This window comes from Bacillus sp. AFS059628 (genome assembly GCF_002571225.1).
Lineage (GTDB): Bacteria > Bacillota > Bacilli > Bacillales > Bacillaceae_G > Bacillus_A.
On record NZ_NVEC01000076.1, the window covers coordinates 1 to 21,724 of the forward strand.

Sequence of the window (21,724 nt, forward strand, 5' to 3'; positions counted from 1 at the left end):
CTTTTAGGGGTCACTTCATTGAACTAGCTCTTTTTTACTTTACATATAATTGTTGATTCGGATAAATGAGCTCTTGCTGCAGCCCATTTTTTTCTTTAATTTCTTTAACTGACATACTAAATTTCCTTGCAATGCTAACTAAAGTGTCCCCTTTTTGAACGACATATAACGATGAGGAAACAACTTCGTTTCTTTGTTCATGTAAAACAAGCAATGGATTCATCGCATTTTTTTTCGCCATCGTCCATCTCCCTTGATGAACTTCTAAATGTAAGTGTGCACCCCGAGATTCTCCTGTATTTCCTACTTCTCCAATTATTTCTCCTTTCGAAATATAATCCCCTTGAACTACATATCTCTTATTTAAATGTGCATATACAGCCTCATATTCTCCATGTTTAATAAATACAACATTTCCGTAACTACTTGAATAATAAGACTTTGTTACCTTACCTTCTTGAATAGCTGCCACAGGCGTGCCGATCGGTGCCGCTATATCTATACCGTAGTGTTTTCCATGCCTTGTCCCAAAATAATCGCTTATCTGTCCTTCAACAGGCCATGCCCATCGATTTCCCTCTGCGTACACATGTAATTGAGATAAAAATAATACTGTCAATAACATGACGCCACATTTTAACACTTTCATATACATCCTCCGTTTTCTAATTACCACTATACCCTCTCTATTTTGGTATATTACAGAAAAAAGTATACAAAAAAAGAAAGTAAATCACTCCACTTCCTTCTCATTTTTATCACGAAAAACGATTGCACTGCGGTTATACTCCACATCTTTTACTTGTAATCGAGCGTTTATTACTCTAGCTACCGCAAACAAATAATCAGATAATCTATTTACATACTTTAAAACAACTTCATTTATTTTCCCTTCTTTTTGTAAAGACACTATACATCGCTCCGCCCGCCTTACAACCGTACGTGCAATATGAATAGCAGCTGCCAGCTCGCTTCCACCTGGTAAAATAAAGCGCTCTAAAGGCGGTGCTTCTTCTATATACAAATCAATCCTTTTTTCTAGGCTTTCGACCATTTCAATCGTTACTTTATAAGGAATTTTTCCTGCTACTATTGCCAAGTCTCCTCCACAATCAAATAGTTCATGTTGAATATTTTCAAGTTCATTGTAAATATCTCCGAAAGACCCGCCTTGTAGCTTCGTCATTGCATATCCAATATGAGAATTCGCCTCATCTATCGTGCCATATGCTTCAACTCGAATATCATCTTTAGCCACTCTGCCACCTATTACACTTGTTTCCCCTTTATCTCCTGTTTTCGTATATAATTTCATCGCTTTACGACACTCCTCTTATTATTCTTCATTCGACTAAGTATAGAAAAAAAGTTCTACTATTATTTATTTAATTGATTTTACAAAAAAATAAAAAACAGTAGAACTTTATTCATTATCAACTTTAAAAACACATATCTAAATTATAAGATTCGGTAAATATACAGAGAATGTAGTTCCTTCTCCAACAACACTTGAAACAGCAATTTTCCCCTCATGACCTTGCACAATATTTTTTGCAATCGCAAGTCCGAGTCCAGTCCCACCTTTTTTCCCCCGTGTTCTTGCTTTATCAGCTTTATAGAAACGATCAAATAAAAATGGAATATCTTCTTCTGGAATACCAGCACCCGAATCTTGTACTTCAAAAATAAGTCCATTATTTTTCGTATCAATTACAAGCGTTACATGTCCGCCTGCATTCGTATGACGAATTGCGTTATCAATTAAATTCGTCAATACTTGTTCCATACGATCTGCATCAAACGGGTATTGCTCAATTGGATTTTGGAAATCAACCGTTAATTCGACTCCCTTATCCTTTGCAATCCCTTGGAATTTACGACCTATTTTTTCAACGAAAGGATGAATATCTACTTCACCGATATGTAACTCTACATTACCACTTTCCATACGTGCTAAATCTAATAATTCATTTACAAGTTTACCTAAACGAACGGATTCATCATAAATGATTTGAACAAATTCATTAATTTCTTCTTTCGTTTGCACAATATCATCTAATATTGCTTCACTATACCCTTGAAGCATTACCATCGGTGTACGAAGTTCATGTGATACGTTCGCAATAAAGTCCTGACGCATCTTCTCTAGACGGCGTTCTTCCGTCATATCACGCAATACAGCTACCGCCCCACGAATTTTCGTTTGGTTGTAAAGCGGCGTCATAAGTACTACATAGTTGCCTTTTTGTAAATTAATTTCAACCACCTGTTGTTGTTCGCTTTCTACAACGAGATGGAATAGTTCAACAAGTTCAGAAGGTAGTTTTTTACTGAGCTCTACTTCTTTTTCTTCTTGCCAAACTTGCAGAAAATGTTCAGCTGGCGGATTGATTACAACAACTTCACCTTCCTGATTTAACGTAATAACCCCATCTGCCATACTACTTAAAATACTAGCTAACTGTTCTTTCTCTTGCTGCAAGGCATTCATATTAAACTTCAACTGTTTTCCCATTTGATTTAAAGCCGTTGCAAGCTCCCCAATCTCGTCCTGAGATACCATAGGAGCTTTCGCATCAAACTTCCCACGCGCCACCTCAAAAGCAACCTCGCGCATTTTACGGAGTGGTGCTGTAATTCGAGTAGATAAAAAGAATGCAAAGAAAGTTGTTAATATAATTGCAATCCCTGCTGATAAGAATATAAAATCAGTCGTTCTCTCCATACCTTGTATCGGTACTTGTAAAGATTCGTATACGAACACCGCACTTTGATTTTTTGACTGTACTGGTTTTCCGACAATCATAATATCATTTTCAGTGTTTTTATTCTTCCTACTATTAGAGGCTTTTCTAATGTTATTTTTAATTTCTTTTTTGTCTGTAAAAACAGCTGCTAATTCTTTATCTTCTTTCAAATTATCTATTGTAAGAGTGACTAACCCTTCTTGTTTCGGCGAAGAAGATATTTCTTTACCATCTTCCACAATAATGATCCTTGAAAGTGGATCAGAGAATTTGTACGCGATATTCTCAATCGTTTTTACATCGGCACCTTCTTCAATTAACTCCGAAACACTTGTTGCAACCTTTTGAAGCCTAGCTTCACTCATATCAACATAATATGTTCTAAAAAACTGTGAAAGTAAAATCGCAACAAATCCGAGCACAAACGAAACGAGAAGTAATATGGTCATCCATAACTTCCCTACTACACTTCTCCAAAGCATCAGTCGTTCACAACCTCAAACTTGTAACCTACGCCCCAAACGGTAACAATCATCTTCGCAGCATCTGGTGATTTTTTGCTTAACTTCTCACGTAAACGCTTTACATGCGTATCAACTGTACGTAAATCTCCGAAGAATTCATATTGCCATACTTCTTTTAATAATTGCTCACGATCAAATACTTTATCAGGCGCTTTCGCTAAGAATAATAGTAATTCGTACTCTTTCGGTGTTAAGTTCACCTCATTACCATCTGCTGTAACACGGTGTGCATCATTATCAATTGTTAAGTGAGGGAACACCGTAACATCTTTTGTCGTTGTATCTTGTGTAAAGAATGTTGTTGGTACAGAACGGCGTAAGACCGCTTTCACACGAAGCACTACTTCACGTGGGCTAAATGGTTTCACGATATAATCATCCGTTCCTACCTCAAACCCTTGTACGCGGTTTACTTCTTCACCCTTTGCTGTCAACATAATAATTGGCGTCGCTTTCTTCTCACGAACCCCTTTACATACTTCAATACCATCTTTACCAGGCATCATAAGATCTAATAAGATTAAATCATAATCATTTTGTAACGCCATTTCTAAAGCTGTATCACCATTATCCGCTTCTTCAATTGTGTATTGTTCTCTTTCTAAATACATTTTCAATAAACGACGAATACGATCCTCATCGTCTACAATTAAAATTCTTGATTCATTTTCCATTTTTACCCGTTGCGTACTTTTACCACAACGGTTCACACCTACCCTTCTACACTATTATGTTGCGCTATTCTCGTTTATTTAAGCAATCTTCTAAATGTTTCACTTTCTATATTATGCTTCACAAGAATAATAAAGTTTGTTCAATTTTTTTCCAAAACTATGTATTTTTTTTGAACGGTATATAATGTCCTCGACATCATTTTACAAAATCAACCGCTACTTTGTCATGTTTTTCTCAAAAAAGAAGAAAAGTTGACAAAAATAAAATAGGAAAGTGACATTTACTCTCCTATTTTATTTCTCTATGCGTATGAATGTAAACCCGCGATAATTAAGTTTACTACAATAAAGTTAAACATAATGATTGCAAAACCAATTACTGCTAACCATGCTGACTTCTCTCCGTGCCACCCTTTTGATAAACGTAAATGTAATACCGCCGCATAAAAGAGCCAAGTAATAAGCGCCCAAACTTCTTTTGGATCCCAGCCCCAAAAACGTGTCCATGCTATTTGAGCCCAAATCATCGCAAAAATTAATGCACCTAATGTGAAAACAGGGAATCCAATTGCAATAGATCTATATCCAATTTCATCTAGTAAATCACTATTTGTATTTTTTACTAACGGCTGCAGCGCCGCTGATACTCGTTTCCGTAAAACAAGTCTTAATACAAGATAAAGTAACGTCCCAACTAACACTGACCAAATTACAGTATTTAATTTTTTCGCATTTACAATTGCTGGGACTTCAGCTTTTGGTTCTAATTTATTTTCTGTCAATAACTTTCCTTCATGCGGCCCCACTAAAGCCGGAAGATTGTACTTCATTTCTACTTGTTGTTCATTTTTATCAATCCATTGAAACTTCGCTTCATATTTCATACTAGAAAATACCGTTGTCACTCCAATAAATCCAACTGTACAAACAAGTGTGAACACGACAGTCTCTAACCAAAATGTACGTTTGCTTCTCGTTGATTGATCTACATTTTTTAATAAGTACATAACGCCCGTAATAAAGCTAATTGCTAATATTGCTTGTCCTGCAGCCGCAGTCGTCACGTGAATATGTAACCAATTACTTTTTAAAGATGGAATAAGCGGAGATATTTCCCTCGGAAACATACTCGCATATGCAATTAATAAAAGCGCAACTGGTAATGCAAAGAGTCCAATTATACTTACGCGGTACATAAAATACATGACAATAAACGCTCCGACAAGCATCATACCAAAAAACGTACCGAATTCAAAAAAGTTACTAACTGGTGCATGTCCTGATGCAATCCATCTTGTAACAAAATATACTGTTTGTGCAATAAACCCTAAAATTGTAATCGTTATTCCTACATTTGCCCATTTATGACCTTTTTCTTTAATTGCTCCCCCGAAAAATAGAGTTGCAATCAAATATAAAATAAATGCGGTAAAGAGAAAGTTACTACTTATTTGTACCATATCGTTTCCCCACCTTAACTAATTTTTTTATCTACTACTTTATCGTTTGGCTGCGGAATTGCTGTACCTTCTAGTACTCTTTCAATATCTTTCTTTAAACCGAACCAATTTTTATTCGTATGTCCTGCAATCCACCATTCATCATTAACGCGTTGTATCCAAATACGGCGATGATTCCAATACATTCCTTGAATGACACCAACCATAAATATAAATCCTCCAATTCCGAGAATCCAAAGCGTTAAATCTTTCCTTACAGTAAGTGCCGTTGCATTTTGCATTTCCACACCTGCAAACGACATTTTAAACTTATTATTTCCATCAGGTTCTATATTTTGTTGAATACCAACAAAACTCACTTCACCATCTGGTGTTTCAGGTGTAAACATTTTAAACACAAATGCAGGATTGTTTGGTAATTTCGTTTTTGTATTTGGTCTTCCATTCTCGTCAAAATAAAAATCAGGGAAATAGCTTAATAGTTCTAAAGAATAACCATTTCCTAAATCAAATTTTTCTGTAGGATTCGTTAAATCCACTTTAATTGGTCCCCACTTTTGATTATTTTCTTTGTTTTGCAAGTTAAAAGACATGCTTTTAAATTCACTTTCTTTATAATCCACTTGATATACAGCAAATTGATCAAATTTCAGCGGTTCATTCACTCGAATTTCCGCCTCTTTTACTTTTTCTAATTTCGGTTTTTGTCCAGCTATATTTTCGCCGACCGCTTTATACAGTACAGCATTCGTTTGGAAGTTCTTCGCAATCATTTTATCACCTACACGATCAATCGCTTCATCAAAAACTTCCTTGTCCTTACTCTTATCATAAACTTCCTTTATAAACTTCTCATTTTTCAAATAGTATTGACCATCTGTCCCTGGTATTTCTTTCGTTTCACCATCACGTAACCAAAGCGCTTCATCTACGTACATACTCGGTAAAAAACGAAGCATCGCACCGAATAAAAAAATAATAAGACCAATATGATTTACATATGGACCCCAGCGAGAAAAACGTCCCTTTTCTGCTAAAACGTTTCCATCTTCCACTTTCACATTATAGTTCGTTTTCTTTAAATTCATTTGGATTCTTTCTAAATCACCATCTTGCGGTGTACCAGTGCCGTATAATCTTTGTCTCTTTAAAAAGCTAGGGTGTCTTTTCACCCCTTGCTTCTTTAAAGCTTTATAAAGCGGAATGACACGATCTAAACTACATATCACAAGCGAAATACCAATTGAAGCAATTAAAATCATATACCACCATGAACCGTATAAATTATTAAATCCTAATTGATAGTATAATTGCCCTAAAAATCCGTATTCTTGCTTATAATATTCAGCGGGTGCAACCCCTGGAGTTATGTACATTTCTTGTGGAAAAATAGTTCCAATCGCCGATGCAGCTAAAGTAATTACAATAAGCCATACACCCACTTTTACAGAAGAGAAGAAGCTCCAAATTTTATCGACAATCGTTTTTGTTTGCGTGAGAGATCGCCGAGCACTCCCCTCATAGCGCATATCCAATAGTTTTACATTTTCATTGCTTTCAAATGGTTTCCCGCAAGCTTCACAAAAAACAGTTCCTATTGGATTCACATGTCCACATTCACATTTAATTTCTTTCAACACTCTCACCGCCCCTGTATCTATATCTACTATTGTATATTCTAACCTTAAGTTACCGCAATACTCAGAATTTTTAAACCAGAGGCACTATAGTTATGCACCTCATATGTAAGTCTTTCTTACGGTGTAATTTTCTTTAAATAAGCTTCTAATTGTTCCTTCGTTTGTTCACCTTTAATCTCTTGAATCACCTTACCATTTTTATCAATTAAGAAGCTTGTTGGTAATGGTATTACTCCATACGTTTTTATAATTTCTCCACCTTTATCAATTGCGACTGGAAACTTAAGATCGTATTGTTTTACAAAATTCTTAACAGCAATATCTGTTTCATCTGCATCTAACGCAATAATTTCAACGCCTTTTTCTTTATACTTTGGATATAATTCATTCATATAAGGCATTTCTTTCTCGCAAGGTTTACACCAAGTTCCCCAAAAGTTTAAAAATACACCTTTTCCCTTTAAATCTTTTAATTCAATTTTCTTTCCTTCTAAATCTGTTACAACGAAATTAGGTGCTTCTTTTCCAATTTGCATTTTCTCTTCTTTAGTGAAATATCCTTGATAAAGTGTAAATCCTACAGCACCGCTTAAAATGAGCAGAATAATAACACGAAATAATAAACGATTTTTTTTCATATTGTCTCCCCTCTCTTCGACGAGTGATGAATATATGTATTTTTAATAAATCACCAGCGGAGCATTCCACTGGTGAAAGTTTCACAATATCGATTAGCGAGGCTTTGTAGAAGCCAATGCACGTAATTGTTTCACCTCATGTGGTGTCAATTCTCTTGCATCACCAGGTCGCAGGCTTCCTACTTCTAAGAAAGCATAACGTTCACGCTTTAGTTTCACTACTTTACAATCTAGCGCTTCAAACATACGACGTACTTGACGGTTACGTCCTTCATGAATTGTTAATTGTACAATCGCCATTTCTTTACGCTTGTCCCAAGAAATGATTTTCACACGCGCTGGTGCTGTTTTTCCGTCTTCTAACATAACACCGCGTTCTAACATGCGAATTTTCTCACCTGTTAGTGGACCTTTTATTTTTGCAACATACGTTTTTTCAACTTTATATCTAGGGTGCATTAATACGTTTGCGAAGTCCCCATCGTTTGTCATTAATAATACGCCAGACGTATCATAATCTAAACGTCCGATTGGGAATAAACGTTGTGTAATTTCTGGGAAAAAGTCTGTTACAACATTTCTTCCTTTATCATCTGATACACTTGAAATTACGCCAGTTGGTTTATATAGTAAAAAATAAACAGGTTCTTCTTTTTCAAGAGGGATGTTATTTACTTCTACTTTATCTTGAGGAGTTACTTTCGTTCCTAACTCCTTCACTATTTTTCCATTCACTTTCACTTTTCCTTGCTGAATTAATTCCTCAGCCTTTCTTCTCGATGCAATACCTGCTTGCGCAATCACTTTTTGTAATCGTTCCATTTCTTTTTTTCACCTCGAATTTATCTTACCTTACATTAGAAAGACTTGGCAACCGCATACGCTTGACGGTTCTTTGCTTCATCTCACTTAAACAACATAGCGATGATAATAAACATATAAAGGTCAAATCATGTTTTTACCTTTTATTATTGTCCATCTTTTTCATATTTCTCACAATAAAAGTTCATCATTTTGTCAAAAATACCGCATAAAAAAACCACTATTAAGCAACACCTTAATAGTGGTCGTATACGTATTATAAGCGAAATAGCATAAAAAATGAATAGTATTACTTAAACATTAAAGAAACAAACACAATGGAACAAATAATTCCGATCAAATCGGCAAAAAGTCCCACCTTTAATGCATCTCCCATTTTTCTAATTCCAACAGCTCCGAAGTATACTGTTAAAATATAAAAAGTCGTATCTGTACTTCCTTGCATCGTAGAAGCTAACCTTCCAATAAACGAGTCTGGCCCATATGTGGCAATTAAATCAGTCGTTATACTTAAACCAGCAGAGCCTGAAATAGGGCGTATAAGTGCTAACGGAACAATTTCTGCTGGGACGTGAATTAAATCTAACATCGGCTTCATTACTGATATCATTGCATCCAATGCACCTGAAGCTCGAAATATAGAAATAGATACAAGCATCCCAACCATAAACGGTAAAATGGAAATCGCAATTTGAATTCCTTCTTTTCCTCCCTCAACGAACGATTCATAAGTTGGCACTTTCTTAATCGTCCCATATAACAGGATAAAACCAATTACACAAGGGATTACCCATAATGATATCGTATTTACAATGCTCATTTTTTCCGCCCCTTCCTACTCCTTCTTCGGTAAAAATAGCGGTCAATCCAAATCGCTCCAATCATAGAGAGTACTTGTGCAATGAATGTTACCCCAACAATTTCAGTAGGATTCGCTGATTCATACGTCATTCGAATAGAAATAACGGTTGTAGGAATTAAAGTAATCGCTGATGTATTTAGCGCAAGAAACGTCACCATGGAACGGCTCGCCGAATCCTTTCCTCCATTTAACTCTTTCAATTGTTCCATTGCTTTAATACCAAGAGGAGTCGCTGCATTACCTAATCCAAAAAAGTTCGCCATCATATTCGATAAAATAAAACCCATTGACGGATGATCTTTCGGTATTTCTGGAAACAGCCTTTTTACTATCGGCATAAAAAGTGCCACTAACTTTTTTAACAACCCTGCTTCCTCTGCAATTTTCATTAAACCGAGCCAAAATACTAATACACTAATAAGTCCTATACAAATTGTTACTGCGTCTTTTGCCCCGTCAAATACCGCTTTATTTATTGCTTCCATCGTTCCATTTATCATGGCATAAACAATCCCTATGACTGCCATCGCTACCCATACGAGATTAACCATCGCTCCCAACACCTATCATATGAGAAAAAATTTCTTTCACATTATTCCAATACAGTCCCGTTGTGGCTACTAACTTTCGTTTACTATAAAATAAATTCCGTTCTCCAACTTTCTCATTACCAACATAAATTTCTGTCTTCCCAACCTTTACTCCATCTTTAAGTTTTGCACTTTTATCGAGTTCAACTTTTAATACGACATGCTTTCTTTCCTGCTCAGTTAACGGCACCGCAAAACTGTTTTTCGTATATACATGATTGGCATATTTCTTTTCCGTTATTTCAGCAAGAGCTCCTTGTCCTACAACGTTAGTTTGCTTGAAACGTTCAAAACCTTTATCAAATAAATTCATGTGATCGTCCCAATCGCTAGAAGCGCTCAAAGTTACGACAATTAGATCTAGTCCATCTTTTGATGCTGTTGTAACAAGCGTTCGTCCTGCTTTCTTCGTAAAACCTGTTTTTCCTCCTGTCGCAAATTCATAATACGACGTCACGAGTTTATGTTTATTTTTCCACGGATAATCCCAAGAATCTGATTTATACGTTTTTGTCCCAAAAATCTTCTTAAAGGTTTCGTTCCCCATCGCATACTTCGTTAATAGTGCCATATCATAAGCAGACGAATAATGAGATCCATCTCCATCCAAGCCATGTGGGTTTGAAAAGTGCGTATCTTTCATTCCAATTTGTTTCGCCTTTTCATTCATTAAATATACGAACCCTTCTATACTCCCTCCTACATTTTCAGCAATTACTTGTGCCGCATCATTTCCGGATCTAAGCATGAGCCCATATACTAAATCCTCTAACTTCACCTTCTGTCCAGGCTTTAAATAAATTGCTGAACCTTCTACTCTCACTGCTTCATTACTAACCGATACCATTTCTGTCATTTTGCCTGATTCAGCAGCTAACAAGGCTGTCATAATTTTTGTTATACTAGCAATTTTTTGTGGCTCATGTTCTGCTTTTCCGTATAATACACGCCCTGATTGTTGCTCCATTAATACAGCATTTCGAGCACTGACATTACTGTTCATCTTTGCATATGTAGGAATTGGCATAACGCTTGCATGCATAATAAGAAGCGTAATTATTACACAAATTCGTCTCATATTTCCCCCCACGTCCTTTTGGCACTTTTTGTACAAGTGTATGCTTGGCCTTTTAAAATATGAACGAAATATCCCTCCCCTTCCAATAAAGTGAAACTTTAATCATTGGGGCTTGGTTCATCCCCCAATGATTATCAGCGCTCACCAATCGGGCTTTTACNNATTTTGAGGTGGGGTCTTACTGCCCGTTAAATGCGGGATAAAAAAGACGCAGAGAATCTGCGTCTAATACGGTGTCCATTCAATTTGTTTCGCACTTTCAAATCTTTTTTCTACATCAGGCCAATTGACAACATTCCACCAGTTTTTAATATATTCATCTTTGCGATTTTGGTATTGTAAATAATACGCATGTTCCCACACGTCTAGTACAAGGAGCGGTATCGTATCCCATTGTGTAAATAATTGATGAAGTGTACTCTGTAAAATTTCTAACCTTCCAGATCGTGGCACCCAAACGAGAATCGCCCATCCTGATCCTTCGACTTTAGAAGCTGCTTCTGTGAAATGTTTTTGAAAGCGTAAAAAACTCCCAAAATCTTGTTCAATCTGTTGTGAAAGAGCCCCTCTTGGACTTCCGCCACCACCTTTTTTCATGTTATTCCAAAATATCGTGTGTAAGTAATGACCTGATCCATGAAAAGCCGCTTCTCTTTCCCAATGCTTAATTAGATCAAATTGATTTGTTTTTCTCGCTTCTTCCATCATCTTTTCTGCCTTATTTAATCCCTCCACATAACTGCGATGATGTTTATCATGGTGTAACATCATAATTTCTCTAGAAATATACGGTTCTAACGCATTATACGGATAAGGTAATGGTGGAAGTGTGTGTCCTCCAATGGGAACAGCCCGTTCACTTTCTCCTCTTTCATATAGTTCATACTCCTCTTCTCCCTGTACGAACACTTCCTGCAAATGATGCTGAATATGCTCTACATCATCACTTATTTCATACATAAACTCTGCATCTGTATCATACTCATGCTCTTTCATACGGTCTAATAACGTTTGGATTTTATAAGCAAGCATATGGACATCATACACTTCCATTGCACGGCTATCTAATACGTGAAGAACACTTTCACACCAGTTTTCTACTTCATGAAAGTAATCTGTAAATACACCTTGCTGACTCATGTTACACCTCCTTAATGCTATCCCCTTAAATATATTCAAAGGAAATCCCTTATATAACTGTACAAAAGGAAAAGAAGCTAAGTCCCCTTAGCTTCTTTTTCGCCATTAATATTTGTGTAACATCTTTGTTTGATAATCCGTCTCATAATACTCTAGTTCTTCACGCATCAATTGAAATTTACCTTCTAAACTCTTCATCACTTGCTCTATAGATGCAGGTGGCGTTTGTTGAAAAACGATGGAGTTTTTCCCTGTATAAGCAGATCGACTATTTTCATACCAATAATCACTCTTTGGTGAAAAAAACTCTGCAATTACTTGATGATAAATTTTATATAGAATTTTTTCAGCTGCTGTTTTTCGAAATGGCTGGCTATTTAACAAAACAAAACATGCATCATGTCCTTCTTCACAAAAAACGAGAAGACGTCTTATTGACGCTAATAACCCTTTATAATATTGTTCATTCCCTGCTGGTGTCTCTTCTAATAAAGAAGGCAACGTATGATAATTTACATAATTGGTTATCAAATGAATAACATCTTCTAAAAACATAGAAACTTGTTCTGTTTGATTTTCAACCATTAGATTAGACATTTTTTCCCTCTCCTTTGCCATTTCACGCTATTTCTACTCTTTTATTTTTATGTAATTCAGCCAATATTTCTTGTACTTTCACCACTGTTCCCGCATCAAAATATTGTTGGAATTCTTCTATATTATTTAAATACAAACGTTTTTGCATGCGAAGTTCATTCTCTTTCAGTAAACAACATATCGCTACAATATCCCGTAAATATATGTCTTGTTCTTCTACTTTATATACCGGATTTCCTTCAAAAGGAGTAATTTCTTGTAAAACTTCTTCAAAATACCGTACGTATAAAACGGAAAAGGTTCTTTCTTTATCATTTAATATATATGTCACTTCAGATCTATTAAAAAAATCTTCTGATGTATTAGGCTTTGCTTTCTCTAACTCATATCCCGCATAACCTATTATAATCATCTACTTCCCCTCTCTTCCTTCTTTCAATTCATTTTAACTTAATTTTCTGACAAACGAAATACTCTTTTAAATATAACCATCATAAAAAATAGCTTCCTTATACAGGAATTTACCTTTTTATTTTTCTTGAAGTTTGTCATAATAATATTATTGTCTCAGTTTTCTTATACAAGGAGAGTTGTATTTATGTCGTTTTCATGGAAACGTTTCTTACAAATCGGGAAAATTATCTTCCCATTTGTTGTATTAACAATTGTATTCTTTCAAGCAAAAAAAGAATTAGCAGGCATTTCTTTTTTAGAAGCAATCAATACAATTAAAAACATTCCAACCGGAGGAGTCTTTTTAGCAATTACACTTGGTGCATTTGCCGTATCAACGATGTTCTTTTATGACTATGTTATGCTTCGTTATGTAAAAGCTGATATACCCGTCCAAAAGATTTTTCGCATCTCATGGATTGCTAATACTTTAAATGGGTTCATTGGATTTGGTGGTCTCGTTGGAGCTGGTGTACGTACAATGCTTTATCGTCCATACATAAAAGAAAATGGTAAACTTATTAAAAGTATCGCCTGGATGACAACTGCTTTTATTAACGGACTAGCAATTCTTTCTTTCCTCGGTCTTATTGGAATATTAGACACAAGTTTTATTTTGCATGAAAAACCGTGGCTATGGCCTGTTCTTATCTTCTTCGCCCTTTTCGTCCCTATATACATTGGCTTTTCTAAACTGAAAAATAGAAAACCAAAGCAAACCGAAGGTCAAGAAGAAGGAGAAGAAGAGAAAAATCCAACTGTTTTATACTCATTAGTTTCATTAGTTGAGTGGGTATCTGCCGGTATTGTTATGTACGTCATACTAATATTATTTGGCATTGATATCGAATTTCAAAAGTTTTTAGGTGTGTATGTAATTGCTGCTTTAGCTGGTGTTGTTAGTCTTGTACCTGGAGGACTTGGTTCATTTGATCTCGTCTTTTTAACTGGGCTCGGACAGTATGGCATCGATACAGGCGTATTACTACCTGCTATGTTATTATATCGCCTCGTCTATTACATTTTACCTTTCTGCCTTGGCCTTATTTTTGCAGCTTTTGAAATGACAGGCGTGGCCATTAAAAAGTTTGAAGATAAACCTTTTATCGCGCCTGCATTAGAAACAACTGGTGTTATATGGACTTTGCAACGTGATTTTCTAGGGAAACTAGGTTCATGGGCCTCTGCTGCTCTAACAGTATTTGCTGGACTAATGGTTATTTTATCGACCATTCTACCGACAAGTATAAACAGAGCACACGCCTTACATATTCTAGCTCCAAAACATCTTATTCAATTTTCTTTTAGCTTATCACTAACATTTGGTATTCTCCTCCTGATCCTTTCACGAGGCATATATTATGGAACAAAGCGTTCTTACTATATGACGATTATTTCCTTAATCGGAGCCGCCATCTTTAATACGCTAAAAGGGATTGATATTGAAGAAACGTTTATTTTATTAATTGTACTCGCTGTATTATATATGCTTCGTAAAAGATTTGTACGCGAGAAAATGGAAGTCTCACTTTCTGATATAGTAAAAGTTTTTATATTCTTACTTGTAACTTTATATTTATATAAAAACTTAGGTATTTTATTTGCAGGTGCAAAGGAAGCTTTTAAACCTGATTTTGTTGTTCGTAATATTACGCAAGTGAAACGAAGTGCATTAGCAGCGGCCTTTTTCGTTCCTACATTTTTACTGATTGGCTCACTCATTGCCAATCGTTATCGAAATGAATTTCCCGGGCAACCAGCTAATGGTAAAAGATTACAAAACTTTTTAGATGAACATAACGGAAATGTACTTAGTCATTTAGGATTTTTAGGAGATAAACAATTCTTCTTCAGTAGTGATGGGAAAGCGCTCCTTCTCTTCTCTATAACTGGAAAACGTCTTGTTGTGCTAGGTGATCCAATTGGGGATCCTTCCTCCTACCGTACTGTGTTACAAGAGTTTTTAGCTGAGGCTGATCGATTTGGATACATTTGCGTATTCTACCAAATCGAAAGTAAATGGATGAGTTTATATCATGATTTCGGTTACAACTTCTTTAAGCTCGGTGAAGAAGCTGTCGTTGACTTGAACACATTTACAATAACAGGAAAAAAACGTGCCGGTATGCGAGCGACTTTCAACCGTTTTGAACGAGAAGGCTATACATTCTCTATTCATCAGCCACCGTTCTCAAACGAATTATTTGAAGAGTTAAGAAAAGTTTCAGATGCGTGGCTCGGCGGAAAAAAAGAGAAAAGTTTTTCACTCGGATACTTTGATCGTGAGTATATTAGCCGAGCACCTGTCGCTACATTATCTGATGCAGATGGAAAAATCATTGCATTTACAACCTTTATGCCCGTATATCAAGACGGATCATTGTCTGTTGATTTAATGCGCTATTATCCAGATGCACCTAGCGGCATTATGGATGCAATTTTCATCCACCTATTCCAGTGGGCAAAAGAAAATGAATACCATTCCTTTAATATTGGTATGGCACCACTTTCAAATGTAGGTTTATCGACACAGTCTTTCTGGTCTGAACGAGTTGCTGCTGCTATCTTTAATAATGTTCGTTATACGTATAGTTTCAGCGGGTTACGACATTTTAAAGAAAAATATAAACCAGCATGGAGCGGTAAATATTTAGCATTTAGAAAGAATCATTCTTTACCAATTACAATGCTCTCTGTAACAAAATTAATAGGAAAAAGAAAAAACAGCTAAACAGTTAGCTGTTTTTTCTTTTTTGAACTTGTACAATAAATTCTTTTTCATATTTCTTACCATTTATATAGAAATCTCCCCATATTTTATACGTCCCTTCTACAGGAAATGTAATACGATATTGTAATTGCCCATCTATATCAACAGGCATGGCGTATAAAAAGTTTTCTCTCGTGTCATCCACAATATAGAGCGCCTCCACTTCTCCTCTTTCTGAATGTAATTTCAATTTCTCACCCTTTTTCGCTTGAAATTGAAATGTTAGCGTCGCTGGTTCATCTGGATGCAGTGCACCAAATAAAAGAGAAACTTCATACTCCCCTATTTTTTTTGTAAGCACACTATCGATTGGAAATTTGGCTTTTTTCTTATTTTTCTCCTCTACTTCTCTCCCAAAATCTTTCTTCGCAAATGATTTCACTGATTTATTTTTGTCTTCATATAAAAATATTGTATATCTTTCATCTTTCTCTATTTTGGAAGAAACCTTATATGATCCATTCCCAGCAAATGTAGGTTTCATTTGCTGTACATGCTTTAATTGTCCGTCTACAACAACCGCCCGCATTTGATCATTCACACCACGAACTTCGTTATTTTTATTATTTAGTAATTGAAATGAAATATCTACTTTCTCATTTCCTTTTCCATATGACACATCCCATTTTACTTCCTGAACATCACCTACAGTCTCTGTAGTTTCCTGATACTTTTTTATGTAAAATCCACCTACTACAATAAATAGCAAAGCAACAAGTCCAATGACAAGATTTTTCAAAACATCACCTACCATTTTTATTGTCTCTATTCATACAAAACTTCTTACATATATATTCTAGATTATGATTTATGAAATCCTCCTGCTTTGCACATATTACAAATAATAAAAAGATTTTAATTGAAAGGATTCGTAGTGTATAATGCAAATGATATTGATTTCTATCAATACATTATAAGGAGGACTTTTTCATGAGTGTACATATTGAGGCAAAACAAGGCGAAATTGCTGAATCTATTCTATTACCTGGTGATCCATTACGTGCAAAATATATTGCGGAAACATTTCTAGAGGACGTTACTTGCTATAATAACGTGCGTGGGATGTTAGGTTTCACTGGAACTTATAAAGGAAAACGCGTATCTGTTCAAGGTACAGGTATGGGTGTCCCTTCTATTTCTATTTATGTAAACGAATTAATCCAAAGCTACGGAGTTAAAAATTTAATTCGCGTTGGAACTTGCGGTGCGATTCAAAAAGACGTAAAAGTACGTGACGTTATTATTGCAATGACAGCTTGTACGGATTCTAATATGAACCGTTTAACATTCCCAGGTTTTGATTTTGCACCAGCTGCAAACTTTGACCTTTTAAAGAAAGCTTACGATGCTGGAACTGAAAAAGGCTTACACGTTCGTGTTGGTAATGTTTTAACAGCAGATGTATTTTATCGTGAAAGCATGGACATGGTTAAAAAACTTGGAGATTACGGTGTACTAGCAGTAGAAATGGAAACAACTGCTCTTTATACTTTAGCAGCGAAATACGGTGTAAATGCATTATCTGTCTTAACAGTAAGCGATCACATCTTTACTGGTGAAGAAACAACATCTGAAGAGCGTCAAACTACATTTAACGAAATGATTGAAATCGCTTTAGATGCAGCAATTCAACAATAGTACATTAAAGAACTCGTCATACGTCTGTCGAGTTCTTTTTATGTGACTTTTTATTAAAAACTACTTTGAGAAGAGACAGATTTTCTCCTCTACTTTTTTGTAACGTTTGTTATAATTAAGAAATCATTTACAGTATTTCTCACAAGAGGTGACGCAGTGAAAAACAGAAGTATCGTCTTTAAACTATTTTTATTAACATCAACATTATTTACAATCATATTCCTCCTTTTTTTCTTAGGACAATCTCTATTTTTAGAGAAATTTTATATTAATAAAAAAGTAAAAACCGTCCAAACAGCTTTTGAAAAATTCGTAGCTAATTATGAAAAAAGTGATAAAGATCCTGAGGAAATTAGAAAACTAAAACAAGAATTTCATGATAAAACAAATGCTGATATGCAATTTTTAAATTCTGAGGGCATTATTAAAAGTGATAACAATTACTACATTGATGTCATTAATCCTAAAAATAATGAAACATATTTCATTCCACTCAATAATCTTTTAACGCCCGAAGAATATAAGAAATTTGAAAACTTAGGATTGAAAAAAGATGGCATGATAAACGTCGTCGGTTTGCTACGAGGGAAAACAATAACCCCACTAGAATTGACAACAAATTATAATCGATGGCAAAACGAACGTTTCAATTCAGATTTTCAATCCATTAATGGCAATTCTACTAAAAATAGACTTACAAGCCGATCCAAAACTGTGACTCAAATTGAGTTTACTGGTATTGTATCTAAATTACAGCTTCCGTCAAAAGCCGAGGTTCGCCTTGCAAATGATTTTGAAACATTACAAGCCGTTCAATATTTTGCAGACATTATTAGAAATGGCACTGCTAACCCGCACCAATTGAACACTTATATAATAGATGGTGGAGAGAATATAAAAAATAGCATCTTTGTAAAACCTATTGTAGAAAATGGAAAAATTACAGAATACGCTTTTGCGATAGCATCTTTACAACCTGTTAATGAAGCGATGCTCGTTTTAAAGGATTATTATGTCTATGCCTTAATCATCGTATTTCTCGTAATTATTTTATTATCCTTCTACTACTCAAAAATTATTGTGAAGCCATTAATTAAAATGAATCGCGTTACAAAGAAAATGGCCAATTTTGATTTTAGCGAGAAGTTACCTGTAACAGCAGACGATGAGATTGGCGGGCTTTCCGGTAGTATTAATACGTTATCTGTAAACTTAAAAGACCGAATCGATCGATTAAATGTTGCCAATACAAAATTACAACAAGATATTGAACGTGAACGTCAATTAGAGAAAACGCGAAAAGAATTCATTTCTGGTGTATCGCACGAATTAAAAACACCACTTAGTGTAATTAGAAGTTTCGCAGAAGGAATTAAAGATGGCGTTAGTAAAGATACGACGTATTACACAGATGTTATTTTAGAAGAAACCGAAAACATGAACAGACTTATTGTTGAAATGTTAGAATTAGCAAAATTAGAGTCAGGTACGTACAAACTAGATATGACGACATTCTCGATCGGTGAATTAATTCAACAAGTCTATACAAAGTTATTATTTAGCATGGAAGAAAAGCATTTACAAGTGAACATAGATGGAGACTCTTCTATATTTGTTCAAGCGAACCGTAGTCGTATTGAGCAAGTCGTTGTGAACTTACTTAGCAATGCAATTCGCTATACGCCAGATGGAGAAAAAATACAAGTTTCTGTTATAGAAATGGAAGATACAATAAAAGTACAAATCGAAAACACAGGAAACCCTATCCCAGAAGAAAGCCTTGAAAAAATTTGGGATCGTTTCTACCGTTTAGATGCATCTCGTAGCCGTCATACTGGTGGTACTGGTCTCGGATTATCTATTGTAAAAAACATCTTAGACCTCCACCATGCCGAGTACGGTGTATATAACACAACGAATAGTGTTGTATTCTACTTTAATTTACAAAAAGTAAAAGAAGTCAAATAATTTGTCTTAATTTCACTAGGAGTTCACATGAAATTCACACTCTCCCTTTATAGTAAGAAACAAGTTAATCCTTTCCTTTACACATATAAAAGAGGAGAGTGCGTGAAATGAAACAAGCAGGACAACCAATTCAAAATGAAAAACAATTAGAAACTATCAAAAATATACTTTTACAATCTTCGAAACGTGATGGCTTATTATTCGTATTAGCTGTGAATTCTGGCTTAAAAGTAAGTGAAATCTTACAATTAAAAGTTAGTGATGTAATCGATGAAAATGAAAATGTTCGCCATTCCATTTTATTTTACAATGAAAAAGTAAAGAAACATAAATGGTTTGCTGTAAATGAGGACTTACAGCACGCGATCGAAGACTACATGAAAGAACGTAAAACTTGGAAACGTAATGAACCATTATTAAAATCTCAAAAAGGAACAAAATCTATTACGAGACAACATGCATGGTACATTTTAAACAAAGCTGCAAAAGAAGTTGGATTAGAAGGGATTAGCTCACATACACTTCGAAAAACTTGGGGATATTGTGCATACAAATCAGGTGTTGATATCGCATTTTTACAACACTTCTTTGATCATAGTACTCCATCAAAAACTTTAAAGTATATCGGTATTGCTTAATAGCTCTTATACATAAAAAAGGTTACCATTTATAAATGGTAACCTTTTTTATGTTTCACATTCTCTTTCCTTGTCTCTCCTATATTGTAGTGGTACTCTAATAGTAAGGGGGAGAAATTATGAACACATTAACAATTGAATTACCGAAAGAAACGGCTGAAAAACTTGATTTATTAAAACAAGCTTATGAAAAGAAAACAGGTGCTTCCATTTCTGAGAGCACTCTTGTTCAAACACTTATCTCAAAAGAATTTATCCAAGCGATAACTCCTTTTGATTTACAACAATTCGTCACTGGAAAAGAACAGCATTAATTGCTGTTCTTTTTTTGATACGTTATCAGTTGTCTACTAAATTTCCTAAAAAACTTCTTTACGTCAGCCACACTTTTTTTAGAAATCTACCCACTTTTAATGTCTCATAAAAAGTTTTTTATTTATTTTTCGGAAAACCATTGACAATGATAATGATAACCATTATCATTTATTACGAAGCCAACAATTGATGAATCAACCAAACGCTCAGTAACATTGTTACCCCTCTTTTTCATATAGAAAGGCACTGTACATTCCCCCTGTTTGTACAGTGCCTTTCTTGTTTATTATCATTCAAACAAATTTAATTGTTCGGGTTTCGGCTCACCATATGTAATGTTCATCATTTTCATAAGCTGTTTCGCATTATCCGCTGCATCTCCGCCCGAATTATTGTTAAATAGTACATATATGTCCTTTGCCTTCTTTTTTAATTGCTCTAGTCTGTCTACCCATTCTTCTAATTCTTTATTGTTGTAGCGATATAAACAACGAACCGCCCTCCAATTTTCTCCTTTATCAAGCCACCCATGAACATTTCGGCCATGAAAACGTATTAACACCATCTCTGCATTTGTTACTTCTAATACGAGCGGTACCGAACCTATCCCGGCCTGTGGCTCATCACAAATAGTATGAATCCATTTCTCTTGTTCCAAAAACTGTAGCGTCTTATCTCTCATTTCCGGATAAAACCATGTTTGATTCCGAAATTCTATAGCACATGGCAAACCTTCCATTTTTTCTTTCGTATATCGAAGAAAATCTACATTTTTCTTTTTACAATCAAACCATGGTGGATATTGAAATAAAATCGTTTTTAATTTACCAGCTTCTATTAAAGGAAGAATGGATTGTTTATATACATCAAACATTTCGTCTAACGTAGAAAAAGGAATTTCACCTTTCATATGCCCCGTCATCCCTTGATATGCTTTTACGATAAAAGAAAAATCTTTCGGTGTCTCCATTACCCATTTTGTATAGTTTCGTGCAGGTTGCATCGCATAAAATGAACTATCCACTTCTACAATAGGAAAATGCTCACCATATGTTCGTAATTTATTTCTACTTTCATAGGGATCTATATATAAAGAATCATGATCTCCCCATCCTGTCACTCCAATGAAAAGCAAATATATCCCTCCCTTTTTCACTTCACCTTCTATTC

At 35.1% G+C, this 21,724-nt stretch carries 21 protein-coding genes; 5 read left to right on the forward strand and 16 right to left on the reverse strand.

Going from position 1 to position 21,724, the window contains the following annotated elements; translation table 11 throughout:
- Positions 1-34: 34 nt before the first annotated feature.
- From COL05_RS23825 to COL05_RS23890, 14 genes are all read right to left on the reverse strand, one after another.
- Positions 35-649 (reverse strand): peptidoglycan DD-metalloendopeptidase family protein, encoded by a 615-nt coding sequence (locus COL05_RS23825; RefSeq protein ID WP_098670390.1) that lies wholly within the window; start codon positions 647-649, stop codon positions 35-37.
- Between the two features lie 84 nt (positions 650-733).
- Positions 734-1,315, reverse strand: a complete 582-nt coding sequence (locus COL05_RS23830) for a cob(I)yrinic acid a,c-diamide adenosyltransferase (RefSeq protein WP_098670391.1) — start codon at positions 1,313-1,315, stop codon at positions 734-736.
- A gap of 138 nt (positions 1,316-1,453) precedes the next feature.
- Entirely contained in the window at positions 1,454-3,229 is a 1,776-nt protein-coding gene (gene resE, locus COL05_RS23835; RefSeq protein WP_098670392.1) for a sensor histidine kinase ResE, read from the reverse strand.
- Positions 3,229-3,945 (reverse strand): DNA-binding response regulator ResD, encoded by a 717-nt coding sequence (gene resD, locus COL05_RS23840; protein ID WP_000426862.1) that lies wholly within the window; start codon positions 3,943-3,945, stop codon positions 3,229-3,231. Before resD ends, resE begins: the two co-directional genes overlap by 1 nt.
- Positions 3,946-4,247: 302 nt before the next feature.
- Positions 4,248-5,405 (reverse strand): cytochrome c biogenesis protein ResC, encoded by a 1,158-nt coding sequence (gene resC / locus COL05_RS23845; protein WP_087958103.1) that lies wholly within the window; start codon positions 5,403-5,405, stop codon positions 4,248-4,250.
- Between the two features lie 14 nt (positions 5,406-5,419).
- Complete coding sequence (resB, locus tag COL05_RS23850; RefSeq protein WP_098670393.1) at positions 5,420-7,045, reverse strand: cytochrome c biogenesis protein ResB; 1,626 nt, start codon at positions 7,043-7,045, stop codon at positions 5,420-5,422.
- A 116-nt stretch (positions 7,046-7,161) separates the two neighbouring features.
- A complete protein-coding gene (gene resA, locus COL05_RS23855; protein ID WP_098670394.1) occupies positions 7,162-7,683 on the reverse strand; it encodes a thiol-disulfide oxidoreductase ResA in 522 nt (173 codons plus the stop codon).
- Positions 7,684-7,776: 93 nt separating this feature from the next.
- The gene (gene rluB, locus COL05_RS23860) at positions 7,777-8,505 is read right to left on the reverse strand and encodes a 23S rRNA pseudouridine(2605) synthase RluB (protein WP_029440666.1); all 729 of its coding nucleotides are present in this window, start codon (positions 8,503-8,505) and stop codon (positions 7,777-7,779) included.
- 289 nt (positions 8,506-8,794) lie between these two features.
- Entirely contained in the window at positions 8,795-9,325 is a 531-nt protein-coding gene (gene spmB, locus COL05_RS23865) for a spore maturation protein SpmB (protein WP_000029511.1), read from the reverse strand.
- Positions 9,322-9,918 carry a spore maturation protein SpmA gene (gene spmA / locus COL05_RS23870; protein ID WP_000247805.1) on the reverse strand — a complete coding sequence of 199 codons (597 nt, stop codon included), beginning with the start codon at positions 9,916-9,918 and terminating at the stop codon, positions 9,322-9,324. The genes spmB and spmA overlap by 4 nt, the downstream gene beginning before the upstream one ends.
- Positions 9,911-11,035: a D-alanyl-D-alanine carboxypeptidase DacB gene (dacB, locus tag COL05_RS23875; RefSeq protein WP_098670395.1), complete on the reverse strand. Its 1,125-nt coding sequence runs from the start codon at positions 11,033-11,035 to the stop codon at positions 9,911-9,913. Before dacB ends, spmA begins: the two co-directional genes overlap by 8 nt.
- A gap of 225 nt (positions 11,036-11,260) precedes the next feature.
- Complete coding sequence (locus COL05_RS23880) at positions 11,261-12,175, reverse strand: superoxide dismutase (protein WP_098670396.1); 915 nt, start codon at positions 12,173-12,175, stop codon at positions 11,261-11,263.
- Positions 12,176-12,280: 105 nt separating this feature from the next.
- The gene (locus COL05_RS23885; RefSeq protein ID WP_098670397.1) at positions 12,281-12,772 is read right to left on the reverse strand and encodes a YpuI family protein; all 492 of its coding nucleotides are present in this window, start codon (positions 12,770-12,772) and stop codon (positions 12,281-12,283) included.
- 22 nt (positions 12,773-12,794) lie between these two features.
- The gene (locus COL05_RS23890; protein ID WP_098670398.1) at positions 12,795-13,184 is read right to left on the reverse strand and encodes a hypothetical protein; all 390 of its coding nucleotides are present in this window, start codon (positions 13,182-13,184) and stop codon (positions 12,795-12,797) included.
- Positions 13,185-13,370: 186 nt separating this feature from the next.
- Between COL05_RS23890 and mprF the strand changes: the two genes are divergently transcribed.
- On the forward strand, positions 13,371-15,956 hold the full coding sequence (gene mprF / locus COL05_RS23895; protein ID WP_098670399.1) for a bifunctional lysylphosphatidylglycerol flippase/synthetase MprF: 2,586 nt from the start codon (positions 13,371-13,373) through the stop codon (positions 15,954-15,956).
- A 4-nt stretch (positions 15,957-15,960) separates the two neighbouring features.
- On the opposite strand, the gene COL05_RS23900 is transcribed toward mprF, so the two are convergent.
- Complete coding sequence (locus COL05_RS23900) at positions 15,961-16,749, reverse strand: hypothetical protein (protein WP_142337639.1); 789 nt, start codon at positions 16,747-16,749, stop codon at positions 15,961-15,963.
- A 176-nt stretch (positions 16,750-16,925) separates the two neighbouring features.
- On the opposite strand from COL05_RS23900, the gene deoD reads away from it, so the two are divergent.
- The 4 genes from deoD (at position 16,926) to COL05_RS23920 (ending at position 20,553) form a co-directional block, all read left to right on the forward strand.
- Entirely contained in the window at positions 16,926-17,633 is a 708-nt protein-coding gene (deoD, locus tag COL05_RS23905; RefSeq protein WP_000110707.1) for a purine-nucleoside phosphorylase, read from the forward strand.
- 156 nt (positions 17,634-17,789) lie between these two features.
- The gene (locus COL05_RS23910; RefSeq protein WP_098670400.1) at positions 17,790-19,601 is read left to right on the forward strand and encodes a sensor histidine kinase; all 1,812 of its coding nucleotides are present in this window, start codon (positions 17,790-17,792) and stop codon (positions 19,599-19,601) included.
- Positions 19,602-19,708: 107 nt separating this feature from the next.
- Positions 19,709-20,239 carry a tyrosine-type recombinase/integrase gene (locus tag COL05_RS23915; RefSeq protein WP_000806236.1) on the forward strand — a complete coding sequence of 177 codons (531 nt, stop codon included), beginning with the start codon at positions 19,709-19,711 and terminating at the stop codon, positions 20,237-20,239.
- A 119-nt stretch (positions 20,240-20,358) separates the two neighbouring features.
- Positions 20,359-20,553, forward strand: a complete 195-nt coding sequence (locus tag COL05_RS23920; RefSeq protein WP_001094861.1) for a DUF3924 domain-containing protein — start codon at positions 20,359-20,361, stop codon at positions 20,551-20,553.
- A 290-nt stretch (positions 20,554-20,843) separates the two neighbouring features.
- Here COL05_RS23920 and COL05_RS23925 read toward each other — a convergent pair whose 3' ends face one another.
- On the reverse strand, positions 20,844-21,689 hold the full coding sequence (locus COL05_RS23925) for a DUF72 domain-containing protein (RefSeq protein WP_098670401.1): 846 nt from the start codon (positions 21,687-21,689) through the stop codon (positions 20,844-20,846).
- Positions 21,690-21,724: the final 35 nt, after the last annotated feature.

What these genes read in the sequence shown, in the direction of transcription:
- COL05_RS23880 (WP_098670396.1), bottom strand. Translation starts at nt 12,175, where the DNA reads ATGAGTCAGCAAGGTGTATTTACAGATTACTTTCATGAAGTAGAAAAC.
- spmB (WP_000029511.1), bottom strand. Translation starts at nt 9,325, where the DNA reads ATGAGCATTGTAAATACGATATCATTATGGGTAATCCCTTGTGTAATT.
- COL05_RS23830 (WP_098670391.1), bottom strand. Translation starts at nt 1,315, where the DNA reads ATGAAATTATATACGAAAACAGGAGATAAAGGGGAAACAAGTGTAATA.
- COL05_RS23825 (WP_098670390.1), bottom strand. Translation starts at nt 649, where the DNA reads ATGAAAGTGTTAAAATGTGGCGTCATGTTATTGACAGTATTATTTTTA.
- dacB (WP_098670395.1), bottom strand. Translation starts at nt 11,035, where the DNA reads ATGAGACGAATTTGTGTAATAATTACGCTTCTTATTATGCATGCAAGC.
- resE (WP_098670392.1), bottom strand. Translation starts at nt 3,229, where the DNA reads ATGCTTTGGAGAAGTGTAGTAGGGAAGTTATGGATGACCATATTACTT.
- mprF (WP_098670399.1), top strand. Translation starts at nt 13,371, where the DNA reads ATGTCGTTTTCATGGAAACGTTTCTTACAAATCGGGAAAATTATCTTC.
- COL05_RS23885 (WP_098670397.1), bottom strand. Translation starts at nt 12,772, where the DNA reads ATGTCTAATCTAATGGTTGAAAATCAAACAGAACAAGTTTCTATGTTT.
- COL05_RS23900 (WP_142337639.1), bottom strand. Translation starts at nt 16,749, where the DNA reads ATGGTAGGTGATGTTTTGAAAAATCTTGTCATTGGACTTGTTGCTTTG.
- resA (WP_098670394.1), bottom strand. Translation starts at nt 7,683, where the DNA reads ATGAAAAAAAATCGTTTATTATTTCGTGTTATTATTCTGCTCATTTTA.
- deoD (WP_000110707.1), top strand. Translation starts at nt 16,926, where the DNA reads ATGAGTGTACATATTGAGGCAAAACAAGGCGAAATTGCTGAATCTATT.
- resC (WP_087958103.1), bottom strand. Translation starts at nt 5,405, where the DNA reads ATGGTACAAATAAGTAGTAACTTTCTCTTTACCGCATTTATTTTATAT.
- COL05_RS23890 (WP_098670398.1), bottom strand. Translation starts at nt 13,184, where the DNA reads ATGATTATAATAGGTTATGCGGGATATGAGTTAGAGAAAGCAAAGCCT.
- spmA (WP_000247805.1), bottom strand. Translation starts at nt 9,918, where the DNA reads ATGGTTAATCTCGTATGGGTAGCGATGGCAGTCATAGGGATTGTTTAT.
- COL05_RS23915 (WP_000806236.1), top strand. Translation starts at nt 19,709, where the DNA reads ATGAAACAAGCAGGACAACCAATTCAAAATGAAAAACAATTAGAAACT.
- rluB (WP_029440666.1), bottom strand. Translation starts at nt 8,505, where the DNA reads ATGGAACGATTACAAAAAGTGATTGCGCAAGCAGGTATTGCATCGAGA.
- resD (WP_000426862.1), bottom strand. Translation starts at nt 3,945, where the DNA reads ATGGAAAATGAATCAAGAATTTTAATTGTAGACGATGAGGATCGTATT.
- COL05_RS23920 (WP_001094861.1), top strand. Translation starts at nt 20,359, where the DNA reads ATGAACACATTAACAATTGAATTACCGAAAGAAACGGCTGAAAAACTT.